We start from the raw sequence: 14609 nt of genomic DNA, 5'->3' as shown, positions 1-14609 counted from the left end.
CCGCGGCGTACTGGATCGCCCGGTCAAGCCGGGCGATGACAGCGGAGTGTGTGGTGCATTCATCAATCACCCTCCCTGCCGCGGCGTGATGATCTCGATCTCGTCGCCGGCTTTCAGTGCGGTCTCGGCCCAGCGGCTTTTCGGGACGACGTCGTAATTGAGTGCGATGGCGAAATGCGTGCCCTCGTAGTCGAGCTCGGAGAGCAGCGCATCGACGCTGACTGAGCTGATCTCGCGTTGCTCGCCGTTGATGATCACAAGCATTGGACGATCACGCACATTGCATCACCTCATTGTCGATCTGGCCGCGCTCGACGAAGTTGAGCGTCAGTTCGGCCAGCGCAGGGGCGATCAGGAAACCGTGGCGGTAGAGCCCGTTGACGCTGATCTTGCCGCCGCGCACGCCGATGCGCGGCAAATTGTCGGGAAAGGCCGGGCGAAGGCCGGAGCCGAATTCGACGATGCGGGCTTCGCCAAAGGCCGGATGCACGGCATAGGCCGCACCCAGCAGCTCCAGCGCGGAGCGGACGGAAACGCCGGTGTCCTCGGCCTCGATCGAGGTTGCGCCCAGCATGAACAGATTGTCCTCGCGCGGGATCACGTAGAGCGGCCAGCGCGGATGGATCAGCCGCACGGGGCGCGACAGCTGCACCTCGCTGGTCTCGATCAGGATCATCTCGCCCTTGACGCCGCGCAATTCCGGCTGCTCGTCGCGGGCGCCAAGGCCGCGGCAGTCGATGACGAGCCCCTCAAGGTCGTTGGCGCTGACATCGCTGCCGAACTTGATGGTGCCGCCGGCGGCGACGATGCGCGCGTGCAGCTTCGGCAGCACGCGGCGCGGCTCGACATGGCCCTCGGTCGGGAAGAACAGCGCATCGCGGAAACGGCCCTCCAGCGACGGCTCGAGCTCGGCGAGGCCAGCGGCATCGAGCCGGCGATGGCCCTCGGTCATGCGGGCAAAGCGCTCGAAATCGTTGCGCTCGCGCGGATGGGCGACGACGAGGGAGCCGTTGAAGGGGGTATCCGGCAGCTCGCGCCGCCAGATGTCGAGCGAGCGCAGCCCCAGGCGGCTGATGATGGGTTCGGCGACTTCCGCCTCGCAATAGGGCGCGAGCATGCCGCCGGCCCAATGGCTGGTGGCATCGGTCATGTCAGCGTCACTGCGCTCGTGTAGGGTCACGGCGTGGCCGGCCTGCGCGAATAACAGCGCCTGCCAGGCTCCGGCTATGCCTGCACCGATGATGGATACCGGGGAATCCGGTCGCTTGGTCGTCTGCAACATCCCTGTCCCTTCGCCGGCATGACCCGGATCAGGTTCAAAGGGTCACCGCGGTCTTGGGCAGCCGGTGTTGGCCGTATTGCCCATTTAGCGGTATCTCAGCTCCTCCTCGGAGCACCCCTCGGAACGGCTCTAATGTAGGCTAGTGGGGCAGGGTGGTCAACGCGTTTGGCCCGGAACCTGCGCCCGCGCGTTGCGGATATGCTGGGCGAGCTTCCTGTGCGGGGCTATGAACATCGGCTGCGGATTGCCGTTCGGCTCGAGCTGAGGTTCGAAGCTGGCCTCTCGCACCATCTCCTGACGTTGCCGCTTTGCAGCGTAGTAATAGCCGCCCGAGAAATAACGCACGGCTCGGTCATGGTCGCCATTGGCGGCATGATAGGCGCCGGCGAGGTACTTGACGGCGTAGGTGAGATTGGTGTTGGGGTCGCGCAGGCCGCTCGCATCGCCGGTGTAGCCGAGGCCGCGGGCCGTCGCGAGCTTGATCTGCATCAGCCCGATGGTGCCGCCATGGCCGACGAGGCCCGGCTGATAACGGCTCTCGCGCATGATGACGCGATGCACCAGCGCCTCCGGCACGCCGTTGGCGCGTGCATGCATCGCGACCATCTCGGCATAATCGGCCTGGCCTGCGAAGGCTGCCTGCGACGACATCAGTCCGGCCGCGACCAGCGCGGCAACGCGTAAAATTTTCATGTAAATCCCGGAGATCCTGAGTGACCTGCGCCGGCTGCCGTTAGGCCTGCCGAACGCGGCGATGATGTGGCCAAACGCCGCCGGTCCTGATTTTGCGGCGCCGAGCCGCCGTTACGACTCAATCCTGGCGCAGGAGTCTCTCAGGCGGACATCTCGCGACAGCGACCCTGTCTATTCGCAGATGTCAGCGAAAGCGAGTATGAAGCCCTCGCGAATCGGGAGAGGTGCCATGACAAAAGCAGCGATGACAAAAACAACCATGGTCAACACCCACAGCGGCGACATGTCCAGACAAGATCTGCCCACCCAGAACCCGTGTGCCCAGTGCGGCGCGCCGATCGCGCAGCCCGACTGGATCGAGCCGGGCGAGGGGCGGGTCTCCTATCTCTGGACATGCCACGCCTGCAATTATCGCTTCGAGGCGATCGCGATCTTCGACGAGCCTGCCGTCGAGTATCCGCCACTCGCGGCTTAAGCGGCGACCTGCGCCGCTAGCTTGGGCTGCTGCCACACCGGCAATTGCATCCGCACGATCAGCCCGTGCGGCTGACGGTCGTGCAGCGACAGCTCGCCGCCATGGGCGAGCGCGATCGCGCGCGCGATCGACAGGCCAAGGCCGAAGCCGGTGGAATCGTCCATGGTGCGCGCGTCGTCGCCGCGCACGAACGGCTCCAGCATCTCCTGCTTGCGCGCGTCCGAGATACCGGGGCCGTCATCCTCGACGTCGATGACGAGTTTTGTGCCGGATACATCGAGGCGGATCGTCACCTCGGCGCCGAAGCGCACCGCGTTCTCGACGAGATTGGTGACGCCGCGATGCAGATCGTCGGGGCGCGCTGCCGCGGTCGCGGATGAAGGGCCGTCATAATGCACGACATGGCCCATGTCGCCGAACTGGTCGGCGATGAGCTGCAGCGTGCTGGCGATATCGACCAGCGTCACCGCTTCGATCTTGCGGTCGTTGCGCAGCAGTGACAGCACGCTCTCCAGCATCGAGCGCATCTGGTCGAGGTCGATCAGCATGCGCTTGCGGTTGCCTTCGTCCTCGATGAACTCTGCGCGCAGGCGCAGCCGCGTGATCGGGGTGCGCAGGTCGTGGCTGATCGCCGCCAGCATCTTGGTGCGATCCGACATCAACCGCGCAATGCGCTCGTGCATGCGATTGAGCGCGCGGGCCACCGAGCGGATCTCCTCCGGGCCGCGCTCGGGCAGCGGATCGGCAGCACCGTCCAGGCTGAAATTCTCGGCCGCCTTGGCAAAGGACGACAAGGGCGCCGCCAGCGCGCGCGCGGCCCACAGGCCGAGCACGGTGATGCAGATGAAGGCGGTCATCAGCGTCACCAGCCACGGTGCGCCCCAGAACCACGGACGCGGACCGTTCTCGACGTGGCCTGCGATCACGGTGCCGTCAGGCAATTCCACGCCGACGCGATGCGCATCGCCCTTTGGCGCAAGCTGCACCACCTTGTAGCCGCGGGCGAGATGGCGGCGGATCCCACGCAGGTGCTGGGCTTCGCTGTCGTCGACCGACGCCGCCGTGCCGGGCGCCAATTTCTCGAGGTTGAGCTTCGGGAAGGCGCGCGCGAGATCTGCGATGAGGCGCGGCCGGTCGTCGGGGCTCGCCGAGCCGAGCAGCAGCGCCGCGTCGGTCAGTTGATGTGCGCCATCAGGCGGGCTGTCCGGACGATCGGGGCGGCTGAGCAGGAAGGCGGTGGTGACGACGAGATGCAGCGCGACGGTCGAAGCCAGCACCAGCGCGGCGATCTGTCCGCCGATACCCTTGAGGTGAAAGAACCCGAACGGCTTCATCGTCGCAAAGCCCGATCAGTTGCTCTGGGGTGTGGCAAACACTTCCGTCCGAGGCGTAAACAGGTAGCCGCCCGAACGCACCGTCTTGATGATGGTGGGGTCGGCCGGATTGGGCTCGATCTTGCGGCGGATGCGGCTGACCAGCACGTCGATGGAGCGCTCGAACGAACCGGTGTTGCGGCCCTGCGTGAGGTCGAGCAGGCTGTCGCGGGACAGCACGCGCCCGGGGCGCTCGCAGAACGTCCTGAGCAGGTCGAACTCGGCGCTGGTCACCGCGACGCGGGCGCCTTCCGGATTGCGCAGCTCGCGCAGGCGCAAGTCGATGCGCCAGCCTTCGAAGACAAGTGTAGAGGCGCCCTCGATCGAGCTCGCGGCCTGGGCGGAGGCCTGACGCCGCAGCACCGCGTTGATGCGGGCGAGCAGCTCGCGCGGGTTGAACGGCTTCGGCAGGTAATCGTCCGCGCCCATCTCGAGGCCGACGATGCGGTCGACGTCCTCGCCGCGCGCGGTCAGCATGATGATTGGCGTCTGCGCCTCGGAACGTACCTTGCGGCACAGGCTGAGGCCATCTTCGCCGGGCAGCATGACGTCGAGGATGATGAGATCAACGCGGTGGTCCGCCATGGCGCGCGACATCTCGCGGCCGTCGCTCACGGCGGTGACGTTGCAGGAGTTGTTGCGCAGATATTTCGCGATCAACGTCCGGGTTTCGCGATCGTCCTCGACGACCAGGATATTGGGAGATGGAATGGCCATGGGCCTTGTTTGTCCAAGATTCGGGCCAAAAGGCGAAGATTATTGTTTCAGTGTGTTTCCGGGCGAATGTCCGCAACGCCCCGCAACGACACCGTCGTCGTACGGCAAGGTCTCGTTAAGTCCGGTAACCATACCGTGGCGCAGTTGCGTACGAAACCCCCGCAAAAACCACGGTGCTATCATGACTTCGATTTCGGCAGCCTCCGCCAGTCTTCACCAGTCGCCGCTCCAGCGGCTGCAGCAGGAATTGCAATCGCAAGTGTCGGACGGCACGATCTCGTCGTCCGACCAGTCCGCTCTCACCACAGCCCTGCAGGACATCGATACGGCGCTCCAGCAGAGCCAGCCCAGCGATCAATCCAGCGGCACCAAGCCGTCCAAGGATGGCCTGAAGTCCAAGATCGACGACCTCATCTCCAATGAGGTCTCGAACGGCACGCTGACGTCGAGCCAGGCCGACGAGCTGAAGGGCGTGTTTCAGTCCGCCTTTAGCAAGGGGCCCGGCGGCGCTCACGGCGCCGGTGGTCCGCCTGCGGGGCCGCCGCCGTCGGATGGCGGCTCTTCGGATTCTTCGACATCGACGACGGACGCGACGAGCAGCAGCTCGACCGACAGCAGCACGGCGAAAATCCTCGAGCAGTTTCTCCAGGCGCTGCAGCAGTCGCAGTCTTCGTCGAATTCATTATACGGCGCCAACGGCAGTGCGACGAGCGCGAGCAGCACGGACATCTCCGCGCTTCTGATCGACTACAAGAGCTGACCTGCGCGACGCTAGGTCGGCGCGTTCCTCGCCGCGAGCATGCTTCGTCCCAGGGCGCATGATCGTCGGCGGGGAACTGTGCATCCCCGCACGTTCCAGGAACTTTTCCTCGCGCCGCAGCGCCGCAAGGGCGCAACGAAATTGCCGCATGTTAGGAACCGTGCGTGTTCGTCGCTGTTCTCTCAGCACAAGTTTTCTGCTGAAGGAGAGGACAACCATGTTGATGAAATCGATCGCCGCCGGCCTTGCCGGCACCGCTTTGCTTGCGACCGTTGCGTTTGCGCAAAATCCGACCACCACCGCCGACAAGGCGCCGACCGCTACGACGACGACAACCACAAGTGCGTCGGGTGAATGGCGCGTCTCGAAGATGGCGGGCGTGAAGGTCTACAACGACGCCAACGAGAACATCGGCTCGATCAACGACCTGCTGATGGACAAGAGCGGCGCCGTGAAGATCGCCGTGATCGGCGTCGGCGGCTTCCTCGGCATGGGCGAGCATCTCGTCGCCGTGCCCTATGAGAAGCTGAAGTTCGTCAATGAGGCTGTGGCCTATACCGGCACCAGTGCGAACCCGAATGCCAAGCCCGCCGCGACCACTACGACCGGCGCCGCGACCGGCACCGAGAAGACGACCACCACCACGACGGCATCGTCGAGCTCGAAGTGGTATCCGGACCACGCCGTGTTCAATGCGTCCAAGGACGAGCTGAAGAACATGCCCGAGTTCAAGTACTCCGAGTAATAAACGTCGCGTGAGTGCTGAAACGAAGCGCGCCCGGCTTTGACCGGGCGCGCTGTCGCGTCTTCTTTTCTTTCACCTTTCCCCGGTTGCGGGGGGAGAGGAGCTTTACTTCACCAGCGGGCAGCCGCCCTTGTCGAGCGGACGGAAAGCTTCGTCGCCGGGCACCGTGGTGACCAGCTTGTAGAGGTCCCACTCGCCCTTGGATTCTTCCGGCTTCTTCACCTCGTACAGATTCATGTCGTGGACCATGCGGCCGTCAATGCGGATCTTGCCGTTCTTGGCGAAGAAGTCGTTGATCGGCGTCTTGCGCATCTGCTCCATCACCTTCGGAGCTTCGTCGGTCTTGATGGCCTCGATCGCCTTCAGATAGTGCATCGTCGCCGAATAGAGGCCGGCCTGGATCATGGTCGGCATGTGGCCGACCTTGTCGTTGAAGCGCTTGGAGAAGGCCCGGGTCTCGTCATTCGTGTCCCAGTAGAACGCATCCGTGATGATCAGGCCCTGCGTCGCCTTGATGCCAAGCGAATGAACGTCGGTGATTTCCATGAGCAGCGCGATCATCTTCTGACCGCCTTGCGTGATGCCGAATTCGGCCGCCTGCTTCAGCGCATTGGTGGTGTCGCCGCCGGCGTTTGCCAGCGCGACGACCTTGGCTTTCGAGGCCTGGGCCTGCAGCAGGAACGAGGAGAAGTCCGACGAATTGAGCGGATGGCGGACGTCGCCGAGCACCTTGCCGCCGCTCTCCTTGACGACGTTGGCGGCGTCACGCTCGAGCGCCATGCCGAAGGCGTAGTCGGCGGTGACGAAGAACCAGGTGTCCTCGCCGCGCTTGACCATGGCCTTGCCGGCGACGTTGGACAGCGCGTAGGTGTCGTAGGTCCAGTGCACGGTGTTGGGTGAGCAGGCGACGCCGGTGATGTCGGACGAGCCCCCGCCCGAATTGATGTTGATCTTGTTCTTCTCGCGCGTCAGCGCCGAGATCGGCAGCGCGACCGAGGAGGTCGGCACGTCCATGACGGCGTCCACCTTCTCATTGTCGTACCAGTTGCGGGCGATATTGACGCCGACGTCGGGCTTGTTCTGGTGGTCGGCGGACACGATCTGGATCGGCACGCCCGCGACCTTGCCGCCGTAATCGGCGACGGCCATCTCGACGGCGGCGAGCGAGCCCTTGCCGGTCGCATCGGCGTAGAGGCTCGACATGTCCGTGAGCACGCCGAGCTTGACCACGTTGTCGGAAATCTGCGCCTGCGCCGCGCCGCAGCTTGCGGCGACGGCGAAGCTTGCCGCGACCGCGGCGATGAGTTTATGCATATCGTTTCTCCCTCAGCATTGTTGTTTGGGCTTTGTTGCGGGGACTGTTCTAGCGGCTATTGGAGATCGCAGCTAAGCGCTCCACGCCATAGCAGGATGCAAAATCGGAAGGGGCGGGCGGTGTGCCTTCGCCTCTCCCCGCTTGCAGGCGGGCCGAGGGAGAAGCCCTCAACCGCTACCCTTCAGCCGTTCGTTGCGCCGGCGCAGGCCTTCCAGCGTCGCAAGCAGGATGACCGAGACCGTCGTGAGGATCACCGCGGCTGCCGTGATGGTCGGGCTGATGTTCTCGCGGATGCCGCTGAACATTTCGCGCGGCAGGGTGCGCTGCTCAGGCCCCGCCATGAACAGCACGATCACGACCTCGTCGAAGCTGGTCGCGAAGGCGAACAGGGCGCCCGATGCGACGCCGGGCAGGATCAGCGGCAGGATCACGCGGCGGAACGCTTCAAGCGGCGCGGCGCCGAGCGAGGCGGCGGCGCGGGCGAGGTTGGTGTCGAAGCTTTGCAGCGTCGCGCCGACGGTGATCACCACGAACGGCGTTGCCAGCGCGGTGTGAGCGAGGATCAGGCCGAGATAGCTGCCGGTGAGGCCAATCGGCGCGAAGAAGAAATAGAGACCCACTGCGGTGATGACGCCGGGCACGACGACCGGCGACAGCACGAACGCCAGCACCAACGGCTTGAACCGGCTCTTCCACTGCGCCAGCCCAAGAGCTGCCAGCGTGCCCAGAACCATGGACAGCAGCGTCGAGGCGACGCCGATGATCATGCTGTTCTTCAGCGAATTCATCCAGCGCGCCGAACTGATGAAATCCTCATACCAGCGCAAGGAGAGGCCCGGCAGCGGATAGGTGAGATAGGAGCCCGAGCTGAAGGACAACGGCATGATCGCCAGGATCGGCGCGATCAGGAAGATGAACACCAGCGTCGAGATGACGATGGTCGCGATCCATGCGATGCGCTGGCTGGGCGTGCGGAGGGAAGGCGCGTCGCTCAATTCTTCATCCCTCCGGTCACCTGCTGGCCCTGCACCAGCTTGCCGTAGACGAGCGCGAGCAGGACGGTCGCCAGCAGCAGCACTGCACCCAGCGCCGACGCAAGGCCCCAATTGGCTGTTTCGGTGGTGTAGAGCGCGATGAAGTAGCTGATCATCTGGTCGGCGGCGCCGCCGACCAGCGCCGGCGTGATGTAATAGCCGAGCGCCAGGATGAAGACGAGCAGGCTCCCGGCGCCAATGCCGGGCAGCGTTTGCGGCAAATAGATTCGCAGGAAGGCGGTGACGGGCGACGCGCCGAGCGAGGCGGCGGCCCGCATGTAGGCCGGCGAGATCGCCTTCATGCTGCTGTAGAGCGGCAGGATCATGAACGGCAGTAGCACGTGGGTCATGGCCACGCAGACACCGAAGCGGTTGTAGATCAGGCGCAGCGGCTCGTCGATGATGCCGAGCCAGCGCAGGCTGTCGTTGACGACGCCCTTGCTCTGCAACAGCACGATCCAGGCGCAGGTGCGGACCAGAAGCGAGGTCCAGAACGGCAGCAGCACGAAGATCATCAGCAGGTTCGACCGGCCCGGCGGCAGCGTTGCCAGCAAATAGGCGACCGGAAAGCCAAGGATCAGGCAGAGCACCGTGACACCAAGACTGATGAGGAAGGTACGGGCGAACACCTCGCGGTAGATGGCCTGATCAGGCGGGGCCGCGACGATTGCACCGTCGGCGTTCCTGACAAGGTCGAGCGCCCCCAGCAGGTAGAAGCTGGTGACTGGACCACTTGCCCTTTTGATCGTCGTCCAGGTGGCGCGGTCGCGCCAGGCTGCGTTGATCTTGCCCAGCGTCTCCTTGGCCGTGCCCGGCCCCGGCATCGCTTTCAGATTGCGCGCGGTGCTGGTGAGGATCGTGCGAAAGCCGTTTTGGGCGTAGTTGAGCCGCTTGGCCGCGATGGCAATGGTGCCGGCGTCGCGCGCAGCCTGAATGTCGCCTGCCAGGGCTGCATAGGTCTTTTCGTCCGGCAGTTCCTTGCCGTCCCAATTGGCGAGAGCCACGACGGTTTGCGGCAGAACCTGGCGCACCTCGCGGTCATCGACGGCGTGCCACAGCATGCCGGCGATGGGCCCGGCGAAGGTGAACAGCAGAAACAGCAGCAACGGTCCGACGAGCGCGAACGCCTTGAGCTGGCGCGCGCGCTCCGCCCGCTTCAGGCGGCGCTTGAGCGGCACTTCGGTCTCGGCACCGGCGCCGGTGAAGGACGCTGCTGTCATGGCGTGATCATTTCAGGCAAGAGGCACAAGCGAAGGGGAGCGCCTCTCCGCCTGTGCCATACGGCCGCATTACTTCGCGGCCCATTTGTTGAAGCGCTCGGTCAACTTGTCGATGTTCTCGAGCCAGAAGGCGACATTGATCTCGACCGCGTTCTTGATGTTATCGGGCGCGGTCGGCAGATCCTTCAGCACGGCCGGCTGGATCAGCGCAGCGGCGTCCTTGTTCGAAGTGCCATAGGCGATGTTCTCCGAAAGCTTCGACTGGTTCTCGGCCTTGCCTGCGAACTCCAGGAACTTGTAGGCCGCGTCCTTGTTCGGGCTGCCCTTCAGGATGACCCAGCTGTCGAGGGTGAAGAGCGCGCCATCCCACACCATGCCAAAATTCTTCTTCTCGTTCTTGTTCGCGGTGTCGATGCGGCCGTTATAGACCGAGGTCATCGCCACCTCGCCGGAGGCGAGCAATTGCGGCGGCTGGGCGCCGGCCTTCCACCAGACGAGGTCGCCCTTGATGGTGTCGAGCTTCTTGAATGCGCGATCGACGCCCTCGTCGGTCGCCAGCACCTTGTAGACGTCCTGCGGAGGCACGCCGTCGGCCATGAGGGCGATCTCCAGCGTGGTCTTCGGGCCCTGGCGCAAGGCGCGCTTGCCCGGAATCTTCTTGGTGTCGAAGAAGTCGGCCCAGCTCTTGGGCGCTTCCTTCAGCTTGTCCTTGTCGTAGCCGAGCACGAAGTCATACAGGATCGCGCCGACGCCGCAGGGATTGACCGACGGCTTGATATAGGCGCCCTCGCCGCCGATCTTGGAATAGTCCAGCTTCTCGTACAGGCCTTCCTCGCAGCCGACGGCGAGCTCGTCGCTCTCGACCTGGACGACATCCCAGGTGGCGGCGCCACCCTGCACCTTGGCGCGCAACACGCCGACGCCGCCGTCCCAGGACTCGTCGTTCATGGGAACGCCTGATGCCTTCTTGAACGGCTCGAAGTACACCTTCTTCTGTGCATCCTGATACGCGCCGCCCCACGACACGACGGTGAGGTCACGCGCCTGCGCAACCGTCACCAGCGCTGCGCTGACGGTGAACGCCGCGAGGAAACCCAGAGCAATCTTGCCAGTCGTCTTGCTGGTCTTGCGCTTCAACATGGTCCTTGTCCTTCTTCAGGTGAGTTGCGTTGAGGTTGATCGATCAATCAAACGGGGTCGAGCGCGAGGCAGTCCTCGGGGCGGAAGGTGATGAAGACACTTTCACCGTGGCTCAGGCTGTCAAGCAAGCCCGGCTGCAGCTTGACCATGAACTCGCTATTCCCTGCGACGTCGAGCACGGCCAGCGCGTGGTCGCCGAGATAGATGGTGTTTTGTACCTTGGCCGGCAGCCGGTTCGGTCCATCGCTGGACGCGCCATCCGGGACGATGGCGATCCGCTCCGGCCGCACCGACAGCGAGGTCGCGGCGCCCGCGCCTGATATGTTGACCGCACGGGCCATGACGGTGCCGCCGGCCTTAAGCGCGACGCGGCAATAGTCCTTGTCGATCGTCTCGACGGTGCCTGAGAGCACGTTGTTCTCGCCGACGAAATTGGCAACGAAGCTGTTCACCGGGCGCTCGTACAGCGCGTCGGGCCTGTCGATCTGCTGCACGATGCCGTCGTTGAACACGGCGATGCGGTCCGACATGGTGAGCGCTTCGCTCTGGTCGTGGGTGACGTAGACGACGGTGATGCCCATCGTCTCGTGCAACTGCTTGATCTCCAGCTGCATCTGCTCGCGCAAGCGCTTGTCGAGTGCGCCAAGCGGCTCATCCATCAGCACGAGCTGCGGGTTGAAGACCAGCGCGCGGGCCAGCGCCACGCGTTGCTGCTGGCCGCCCGACAGTTGCCCGGGGCGCCGCTGCGCCAGCGTTTCCATCTTGATCATCCGCAGCGCCGCCTTGACGCGCTCCTGCGTTTCCGCCTTGCTCGTCTTGCGGACGGACAGCGGGAAGGCGACGTTTTCCTCGATCGTCAAGTGCGGAAACAGGGCATAGTTCTGGAACACCATGCCGATGTCGCGCTTGTGCGGCGGCATGTTCTTGATCGGGCGGTCTGCAATATAAATCTCGCCCTGGGTCGGGACCTCGAAGCCGGCCAGCATCATCAGCGTGGTCGTCTTGCCCGAGCCCGATGGGCCGAGCAGGGTGACGAACTCGCCCTTCCTGATGTCGAGATCGAGGTTCTTCACCACGAGGTGCTCGCCATCATAGGTCTTCTGGATGCCGGAAAAGCGCACCAGGGCCGGCGCAGTTGTGACGATGCCGGCTTCCATGATACCTCGCGATGTCCCCTACAAACCCTCGGCACCTCGTCGGAGGTTGCGACGATCAGCTTAGCATCCTCCAACGAGAATGCCAGCCGCGCAAGCGATAAGGGACTGCGCGGATTCCGTGCATGAAAGCGCGCTACATCCCCGACAGCTTGGTCACGTACACGTTCAGCGTTCCGCCGGCTTCCGCAACCACGCGCAGCGTCTTGGAATCGAAGGCGATGTCGGCCAGCGTGAGGCTGCTGATGGAGGCGTCGACCTTGACGCCGTCCTCGCTCTTCTGGAAGTCGGCGATCGCGGCCGCGATCTTCTCGCGCGCGTTGGCGGCGATCGGCTTCAGGTCGAGCGTCGCCTTCTGCACCAGCGCCTGCTGCATCTGCGGTACCACCGCGCGCGCCGCGGCGCCGAGCAGACCGAAGGCTGCCTCGGATTCGACCGCAAGCTGGATGTCGGCGAGCCGCAGCGTCTGCTGCGCCTGGTCGAGCATCGGCCGGCCCCAGATGTGCACGGTCGCCTCGGCGCCGAGCCCGAGCCAGCTCTTCTTCTCCTTGGCGCGCACCAGGAGCGAGATCAGAAGGCGATCGCCAGAGGGGATCACGTTGACGCTCTTCACGGTGACCTCGACCGGGCCGGAGCCGTCCTCGGGATAGGTGTGGCCGACCATCTGGGCCGCGATCAGCTTGTTGATCTCAGTGAAGGGCACGTCGATGGGAACGCCGATGTTCACGCCGGTGCCGGTCGGCGGCACGATCGAGATCTTGTCGGGGAACGGGCAGTCCGGCTTGGTCTGCGTCGAGGTCACGCGCGTCTCGGCCTCGAGGCCGAGCAGCAAGGTCACGGCCTGCGCATCGACGCGCGGCTGCGCCGCGATGGCGCGGGTCGGCTTCATCTCGAGCCAGAGCGGCGGCAGCGTCGCCGAGGAGCCGGTGCCCTGCAGCGGGATCGAGCGGCAGGCCTTGGCCCATTGCACCCTAGCGTTCTCGCGCAGGCTGGGGTCGTTGCGGATGCGCTCGGCGACGACATTGAGCTGCTCGCCGACGGTCTTGTCGATCAGCGGCTTGACCTGCGCCGGCACGTTGACCTTGGCGCCGGCGACGTTGACGTTGGTGTCGCCGAGATTGACCTGCGCGCCCAAATTCGGCTCGAGATGCCAGGCGGCCGCGAGCTTGGGACGCGAGGTGACGACCACGCTGCCCTTGATCTCGGCGCTGGCATTCAGGTTCTTGATGTTGACCGCACCGATCCGTTTTGCCGCGTCGCCGCCGAGCACGCTACCCAGGGCATCGCCCAGCGCGCCGGTGGCTTTCGACGACAGCGAACCCGTGACATTCAGCTTGCCGGTGATCGGCGTCGATAGCGTCAGCACGTCCTTGTCGCCGGTCGCCGACATCGGCCCGCGCGCGGCTGTCCAGCCGATATCGGCGTTCTCCAGGATTTGTGAGATTGGGTTCTCGGCCTTGCCGGCGAAATTGCGCGGCGAGGCCTTCTCGGCCTGGTCGCGGATCGCCGACAGCGCGATCGCGACGGGGGCGACCACGATCGAGCTCTTGGAGGCCGGCGGCAGCGGCGGCAACTGCGCGATCGGGGGAGCCGAATTGGTCGCGCGCGGCGACAGCCAGTCCATCACCCTCAAGCTGACGAAAAAAGACGCCGCGAGCACCGCGGCGGCGATCAGCACAGTCTTCAAATTCAAAGTCAGACGCATCAATCCCCCAGGCCGCCCCGAGGAGGATTTTACAGGGCGGGCGAGGAGGGCGCTAGAGCGCACCGATGGGGTGGAATTGCGGCAAAGGGGTTAATGGCAGCGGCCGCGGCTCAGGGGTAGCCCGCGCCGGGCGCATCCACCGTGACGGTATCGATCCGCGCGGAGGACTTGCCGCGCCGCAGGTCCTCATGCGAGGTCGCGGCGCTGATGCAGAACAAGGTTCGCTGCTCGGGGCCTCCGAGCGCGCATGCAATGGCGCGGCGGCCGGGGACGGCGATGCGCTGCAGCTCCTGCCCGCTGGCGTCGATCCGGATGAAGGCATCCTCGGAATAGGCGGCAACCCAGACCGCGCCGTCGTGGTCGAGGCAGATGCCGTCCGGCTCCTTGCCGCAGGGCAGCCTGCGGCGGAAGGTGAGGCTGCCATCGGGCGCCATCTCGTAATCGGCGACGCATTCGCCATCCATCTCCGCGACGACGAGCCGGCGGTGGTCGGGCGAGATCGCGATGCCATTGGGAAAGCGCAGTCCTTCGGCGACCAGGCGCGTCGCGCCGTCCGGTGCGACCTGGATGATGCGCCCGTCGGCGCCGCGATCCGGTGGAGGCGGGAAGTTGAAGCCGAGGTCGCCGACATAGGCGCGCCCGAGCCCATCGACGATCATGTCGTCGATGACACCGGTCGCGACGCCCGACAGATCGGCATACAGCGAGAGCTTGTCCTCGGCGAAGACGAACAGGCGCTTGCGAAACATGGTCAGGACGATCAGCCTGCCATCGGGCAGGAAGCCGGTGCCGCACGGCGTGTCGTCCTCGAACGTCGCGTGCGTTCTGCATTGGCCCGCGGTGTCGGTGCTCAGTAGCGTCCGCGCCAGGCAGTCGACGAACCAGAGGCGTCCGTCATGCCAGCGCGGCGCCTCGTAATATTTGCCGCCGTCGAGCAGCGTGGTCAGCGCGGTCATTGGTTTCTCCCGAGAGACGGTGCCATATCTTTACACCGTG

General features: G+C 64.9%; 15 protein-coding genes and 1 riboswitch. Of the genes, 3 read left to right on the top strand and 12 right to left on the bottom strand.

Annotated features, from left to right (window positions below; genetic code table 11):
• Window positions 1-66: 66 nt before the first annotated feature.
• The 3 genes from thiS to L6637_RS16620 form a co-directional block, all read right to left on the bottom strand.
• The gene (gene thiS, locus L6637_RS16630; RefSeq protein WP_237865870.1) at window positions 67-264 is read right to left on the bottom strand and encodes a sulfur carrier protein ThiS; all 198 of its coding nucleotides are present in this window, start codon (window positions 262-264) and stop codon (window positions 67-69) included.
• Window positions 265-271: 7 nt separating this feature from the next.
• On the bottom strand, window positions 272-1282 hold the full coding sequence (locus L6637_RS16625; RefSeq protein ID WP_237865871.1) for an FAD-dependent oxidoreductase: 1011 nt from the start codon (window positions 1280-1282) through the stop codon (window positions 272-274).
• Window positions 1270-1411, bottom strand: a riboswitch (TPP riboswitch). It overlaps the preceding gene by 13 nt.
• 27 nt (window positions 1412-1438) lie before the next feature.
• Complete coding sequence (locus L6637_RS16620; protein ID WP_237871367.1) at window positions 1439-1975, bottom strand: lytic transglycosylase domain-containing protein; 537 nt, start codon at window positions 1973-1975, stop codon at window positions 1439-1441.
• A 244-nt stretch (window positions 1976-2219) separates the two neighbouring features.
• Between L6637_RS16620 and L6637_RS16615 the strand changes: the two genes are divergently transcribed.
• On the top strand, window positions 2220-2450 hold the full coding sequence (locus tag L6637_RS16615) for a hypothetical protein (protein WP_237865939.1): 231 nt from the start codon (window positions 2220-2222) through the stop codon (window positions 2448-2450).
• Here L6637_RS16615 and L6637_RS16610 read toward each other — a convergent pair.
• Together L6637_RS16610 and L6637_RS16605 are read right to left on the bottom strand one after the other, a co-directional pair.
• A complete protein-coding gene (locus L6637_RS16610) occupies window positions 2447-3784 on the bottom strand; it encodes an ATP-binding protein (RefSeq protein WP_237871365.1) in 1338 nt (445 codons plus the stop codon). The two genes, L6637_RS16615 and L6637_RS16610, sit on opposite strands and share 4 nt — an antisense overlap.
• A 15-nt stretch (window positions 3785-3799) precedes the next feature.
• Window positions 3800-4540, bottom strand: a complete 741-nt coding sequence (locus L6637_RS16605; protein WP_237865874.1) for a response regulator — start codon at window positions 4538-4540, stop codon at window positions 3800-3802.
• Between the two features lie 181 nt (window positions 4541-4721).
• Here L6637_RS16605 and L6637_RS16600 point away from each other — a divergent pair, with 181 nt between their 5' ends.
• The gene (locus tag L6637_RS16600) at window positions 4722-5300 is read left to right on the top strand and encodes a hypothetical protein (protein ID WP_237871363.1); all 579 of its coding nucleotides are present in this window, start codon (window positions 4722-4724) and stop codon (window positions 5298-5300) included.
• A 217-nt stretch (window positions 5301-5517) separates the two neighbouring features.
• Window positions 5518-6045 carry a PRC-barrel domain-containing protein gene (locus tag L6637_RS16595; protein WP_237865876.1) on the top strand — a complete coding sequence of 176 codons (528 nt, stop codon included), beginning with the start codon at window positions 5518-5520 and terminating at the stop codon, window positions 6043-6045.
• A gap of 105 nt (window positions 6046-6150) precedes the next feature.
• Here L6637_RS16595 and L6637_RS16590 read toward each other — a convergent pair whose 3' ends face one another.
• The 7 genes from L6637_RS16590 to L6637_RS16560 form a co-directional block, all read right to left on the bottom strand.
• Window positions 6151-7359 (bottom strand): ABC transporter substrate-binding protein, encoded by a 1209-nt coding sequence (locus L6637_RS16590; protein ID WP_237865877.1) that lies wholly within the window; start codon window positions 7357-7359, stop codon window positions 6151-6153.
• A 168-nt stretch (window positions 7360-7527) separates the two neighbouring features.
• Window positions 7528-8355: an ABC transporter permease gene (locus tag L6637_RS16585; RefSeq protein ID WP_237865878.1), complete on the bottom strand. Its 828-nt coding sequence runs from the start codon at window positions 8353-8355 to the stop codon at window positions 7528-7530.
• Window positions 8352-9614, bottom strand: a complete 1263-nt coding sequence (locus tag L6637_RS16580) for an ABC transporter permease (RefSeq protein ID WP_237871361.1) — start codon at window positions 9612-9614, stop codon at window positions 8352-8354. The genes L6637_RS16585 and L6637_RS16580 overlap by 4 nt, the downstream gene beginning before the upstream one ends.
• A 69-nt stretch (window positions 9615-9683) precedes the next feature.
• Complete coding sequence (locus L6637_RS16575; RefSeq protein ID WP_237871359.1) at window positions 9684-10754, bottom strand: ABC transporter substrate-binding protein; 1071 nt, start codon at window positions 10752-10754, stop codon at window positions 9684-9686.
• A 47-nt stretch (window positions 10755-10801) separates the two neighbouring features.
• Window positions 10802-11911 carry an ABC transporter ATP-binding protein gene (locus L6637_RS16570; RefSeq protein WP_237871358.1) on the bottom strand — a complete coding sequence of 370 codons (1110 nt, stop codon included), beginning with the start codon at window positions 11909-11911 and terminating at the stop codon, window positions 10802-10804.
• A gap of 133 nt (window positions 11912-12044) precedes the next feature.
• Complete coding sequence (locus tag L6637_RS16565) at window positions 12045-13613, bottom strand: DUF4403 family protein (protein ID WP_237865882.1); 1569 nt, start codon at window positions 13611-13613, stop codon at window positions 12045-12047.
• Window positions 13614-13723: 110 nt separating this feature from the next.
• Window positions 13724-14569 (bottom strand): SMP-30/gluconolactonase/LRE family protein, encoded by an 846-nt coding sequence (locus L6637_RS16560; RefSeq protein ID WP_237871356.1) that lies wholly within the window; start codon window positions 14567-14569, stop codon window positions 13724-13726.
• Window positions 14570-14609 lie beyond the last annotated feature (40 nt).

The organism is Bradyrhizobium zhengyangense (genome assembly GCF_022012435.1).
In the GTDB taxonomy this organism is placed as follows: Bacteria; Pseudomonadota; Alphaproteobacteria; order Rhizobiales; family Xanthobacteraceae; genus Bradyrhizobium; species Bradyrhizobium zhengyangense.
This window is presented reverse-complemented; position numbering and strand designations above follow the sequence as displayed.

What these genes read in the sequence shown, in the direction of transcription:
- thiS (WP_237865870.1), bottom strand. Translation starts at nt 264, where the DNA reads ATGCTTGTGATCATCAACGGCGAGCAACGCGAGATCAGCTCAGTCAGC.
- L6637_RS16625 (WP_237865871.1), bottom strand. Translation starts at nt 1,282, where the DNA reads ATGTTGCAGACGACCAAGCGACCGGATTCCCCGGTATCCATCATCGGT.
- L6637_RS16620 (WP_237871367.1), bottom strand. Translation starts at nt 1,975, where the DNA reads ATGAAAATTTTACGCGTTGCCGCGCTGGTCGCGGCCGGACTGATGTCG.
- L6637_RS16615 (WP_237865939.1), top strand. Translation starts at nt 2,220, where the DNA reads ATGACAAAAACAACCATGGTCAACACCCACAGCGGCGACATGTCCAGA.
- L6637_RS16610 (WP_237871365.1), bottom strand. Translation starts at nt 3,784, where the DNA reads ATGAAGCCGTTCGGGTTCTTTCACCTCAAGGGTATCGGCGGACAGATC.
- L6637_RS16605 (WP_237865874.1), bottom strand. Translation starts at nt 4,540, where the DNA reads ATGGCCATTCCATCTCCCAATATCCTGGTCGTCGAGGACGATCGCGAA.
- L6637_RS16600 (WP_237871363.1), top strand. Translation starts at nt 4,722, where the DNA reads ATGACTTCGATTTCGGCAGCCTCCGCCAGTCTTCACCAGTCGCCGCTC.
- L6637_RS16595 (WP_237865876.1), top strand. Translation starts at nt 5,518, where the DNA reads ATGTTGATGAAATCGATCGCCGCCGGCCTTGCCGGCACCGCTTTGCTT.
- L6637_RS16590 (WP_237865877.1), bottom strand. Translation starts at nt 7,359, where the DNA reads ATGCATAAACTCATCGCCGCGGTCGCGGCAAGCTTCGCCGTCGCCGCA.
- L6637_RS16580 (WP_237871361.1), bottom strand. Translation starts at nt 9,614, where the DNA reads ATGACAGCAGCGTCCTTCACCGGCGCCGGTGCCGAGACCGAAGTGCCG.
- L6637_RS16575 (WP_237871359.1), bottom strand. Translation starts at nt 10,754, where the DNA reads ATGTTGAAGCGCAAGACCAGCAAGACGACTGGCAAGATTGCTCTGGGT.
- L6637_RS16570 (WP_237871358.1), bottom strand. Translation starts at nt 11,911, where the DNA reads ATGGAAGCCGGCATCGTCACAACTGCGCCGGCCCTGGTGCGCTTTTCC.
- L6637_RS16565 (WP_237865882.1), bottom strand. Translation starts at nt 13,613, where the DNA reads ATGCGTCTGACTTTGAATTTGAAGACTGTGCTGATCGCCGCCGCGGTG.
- L6637_RS16560 (WP_237871356.1), bottom strand. Translation starts at nt 14,569, where the DNA reads ATGACCGCGCTGACCACGCTGCTCGACGGCGGCAAATATTACGAGGCG.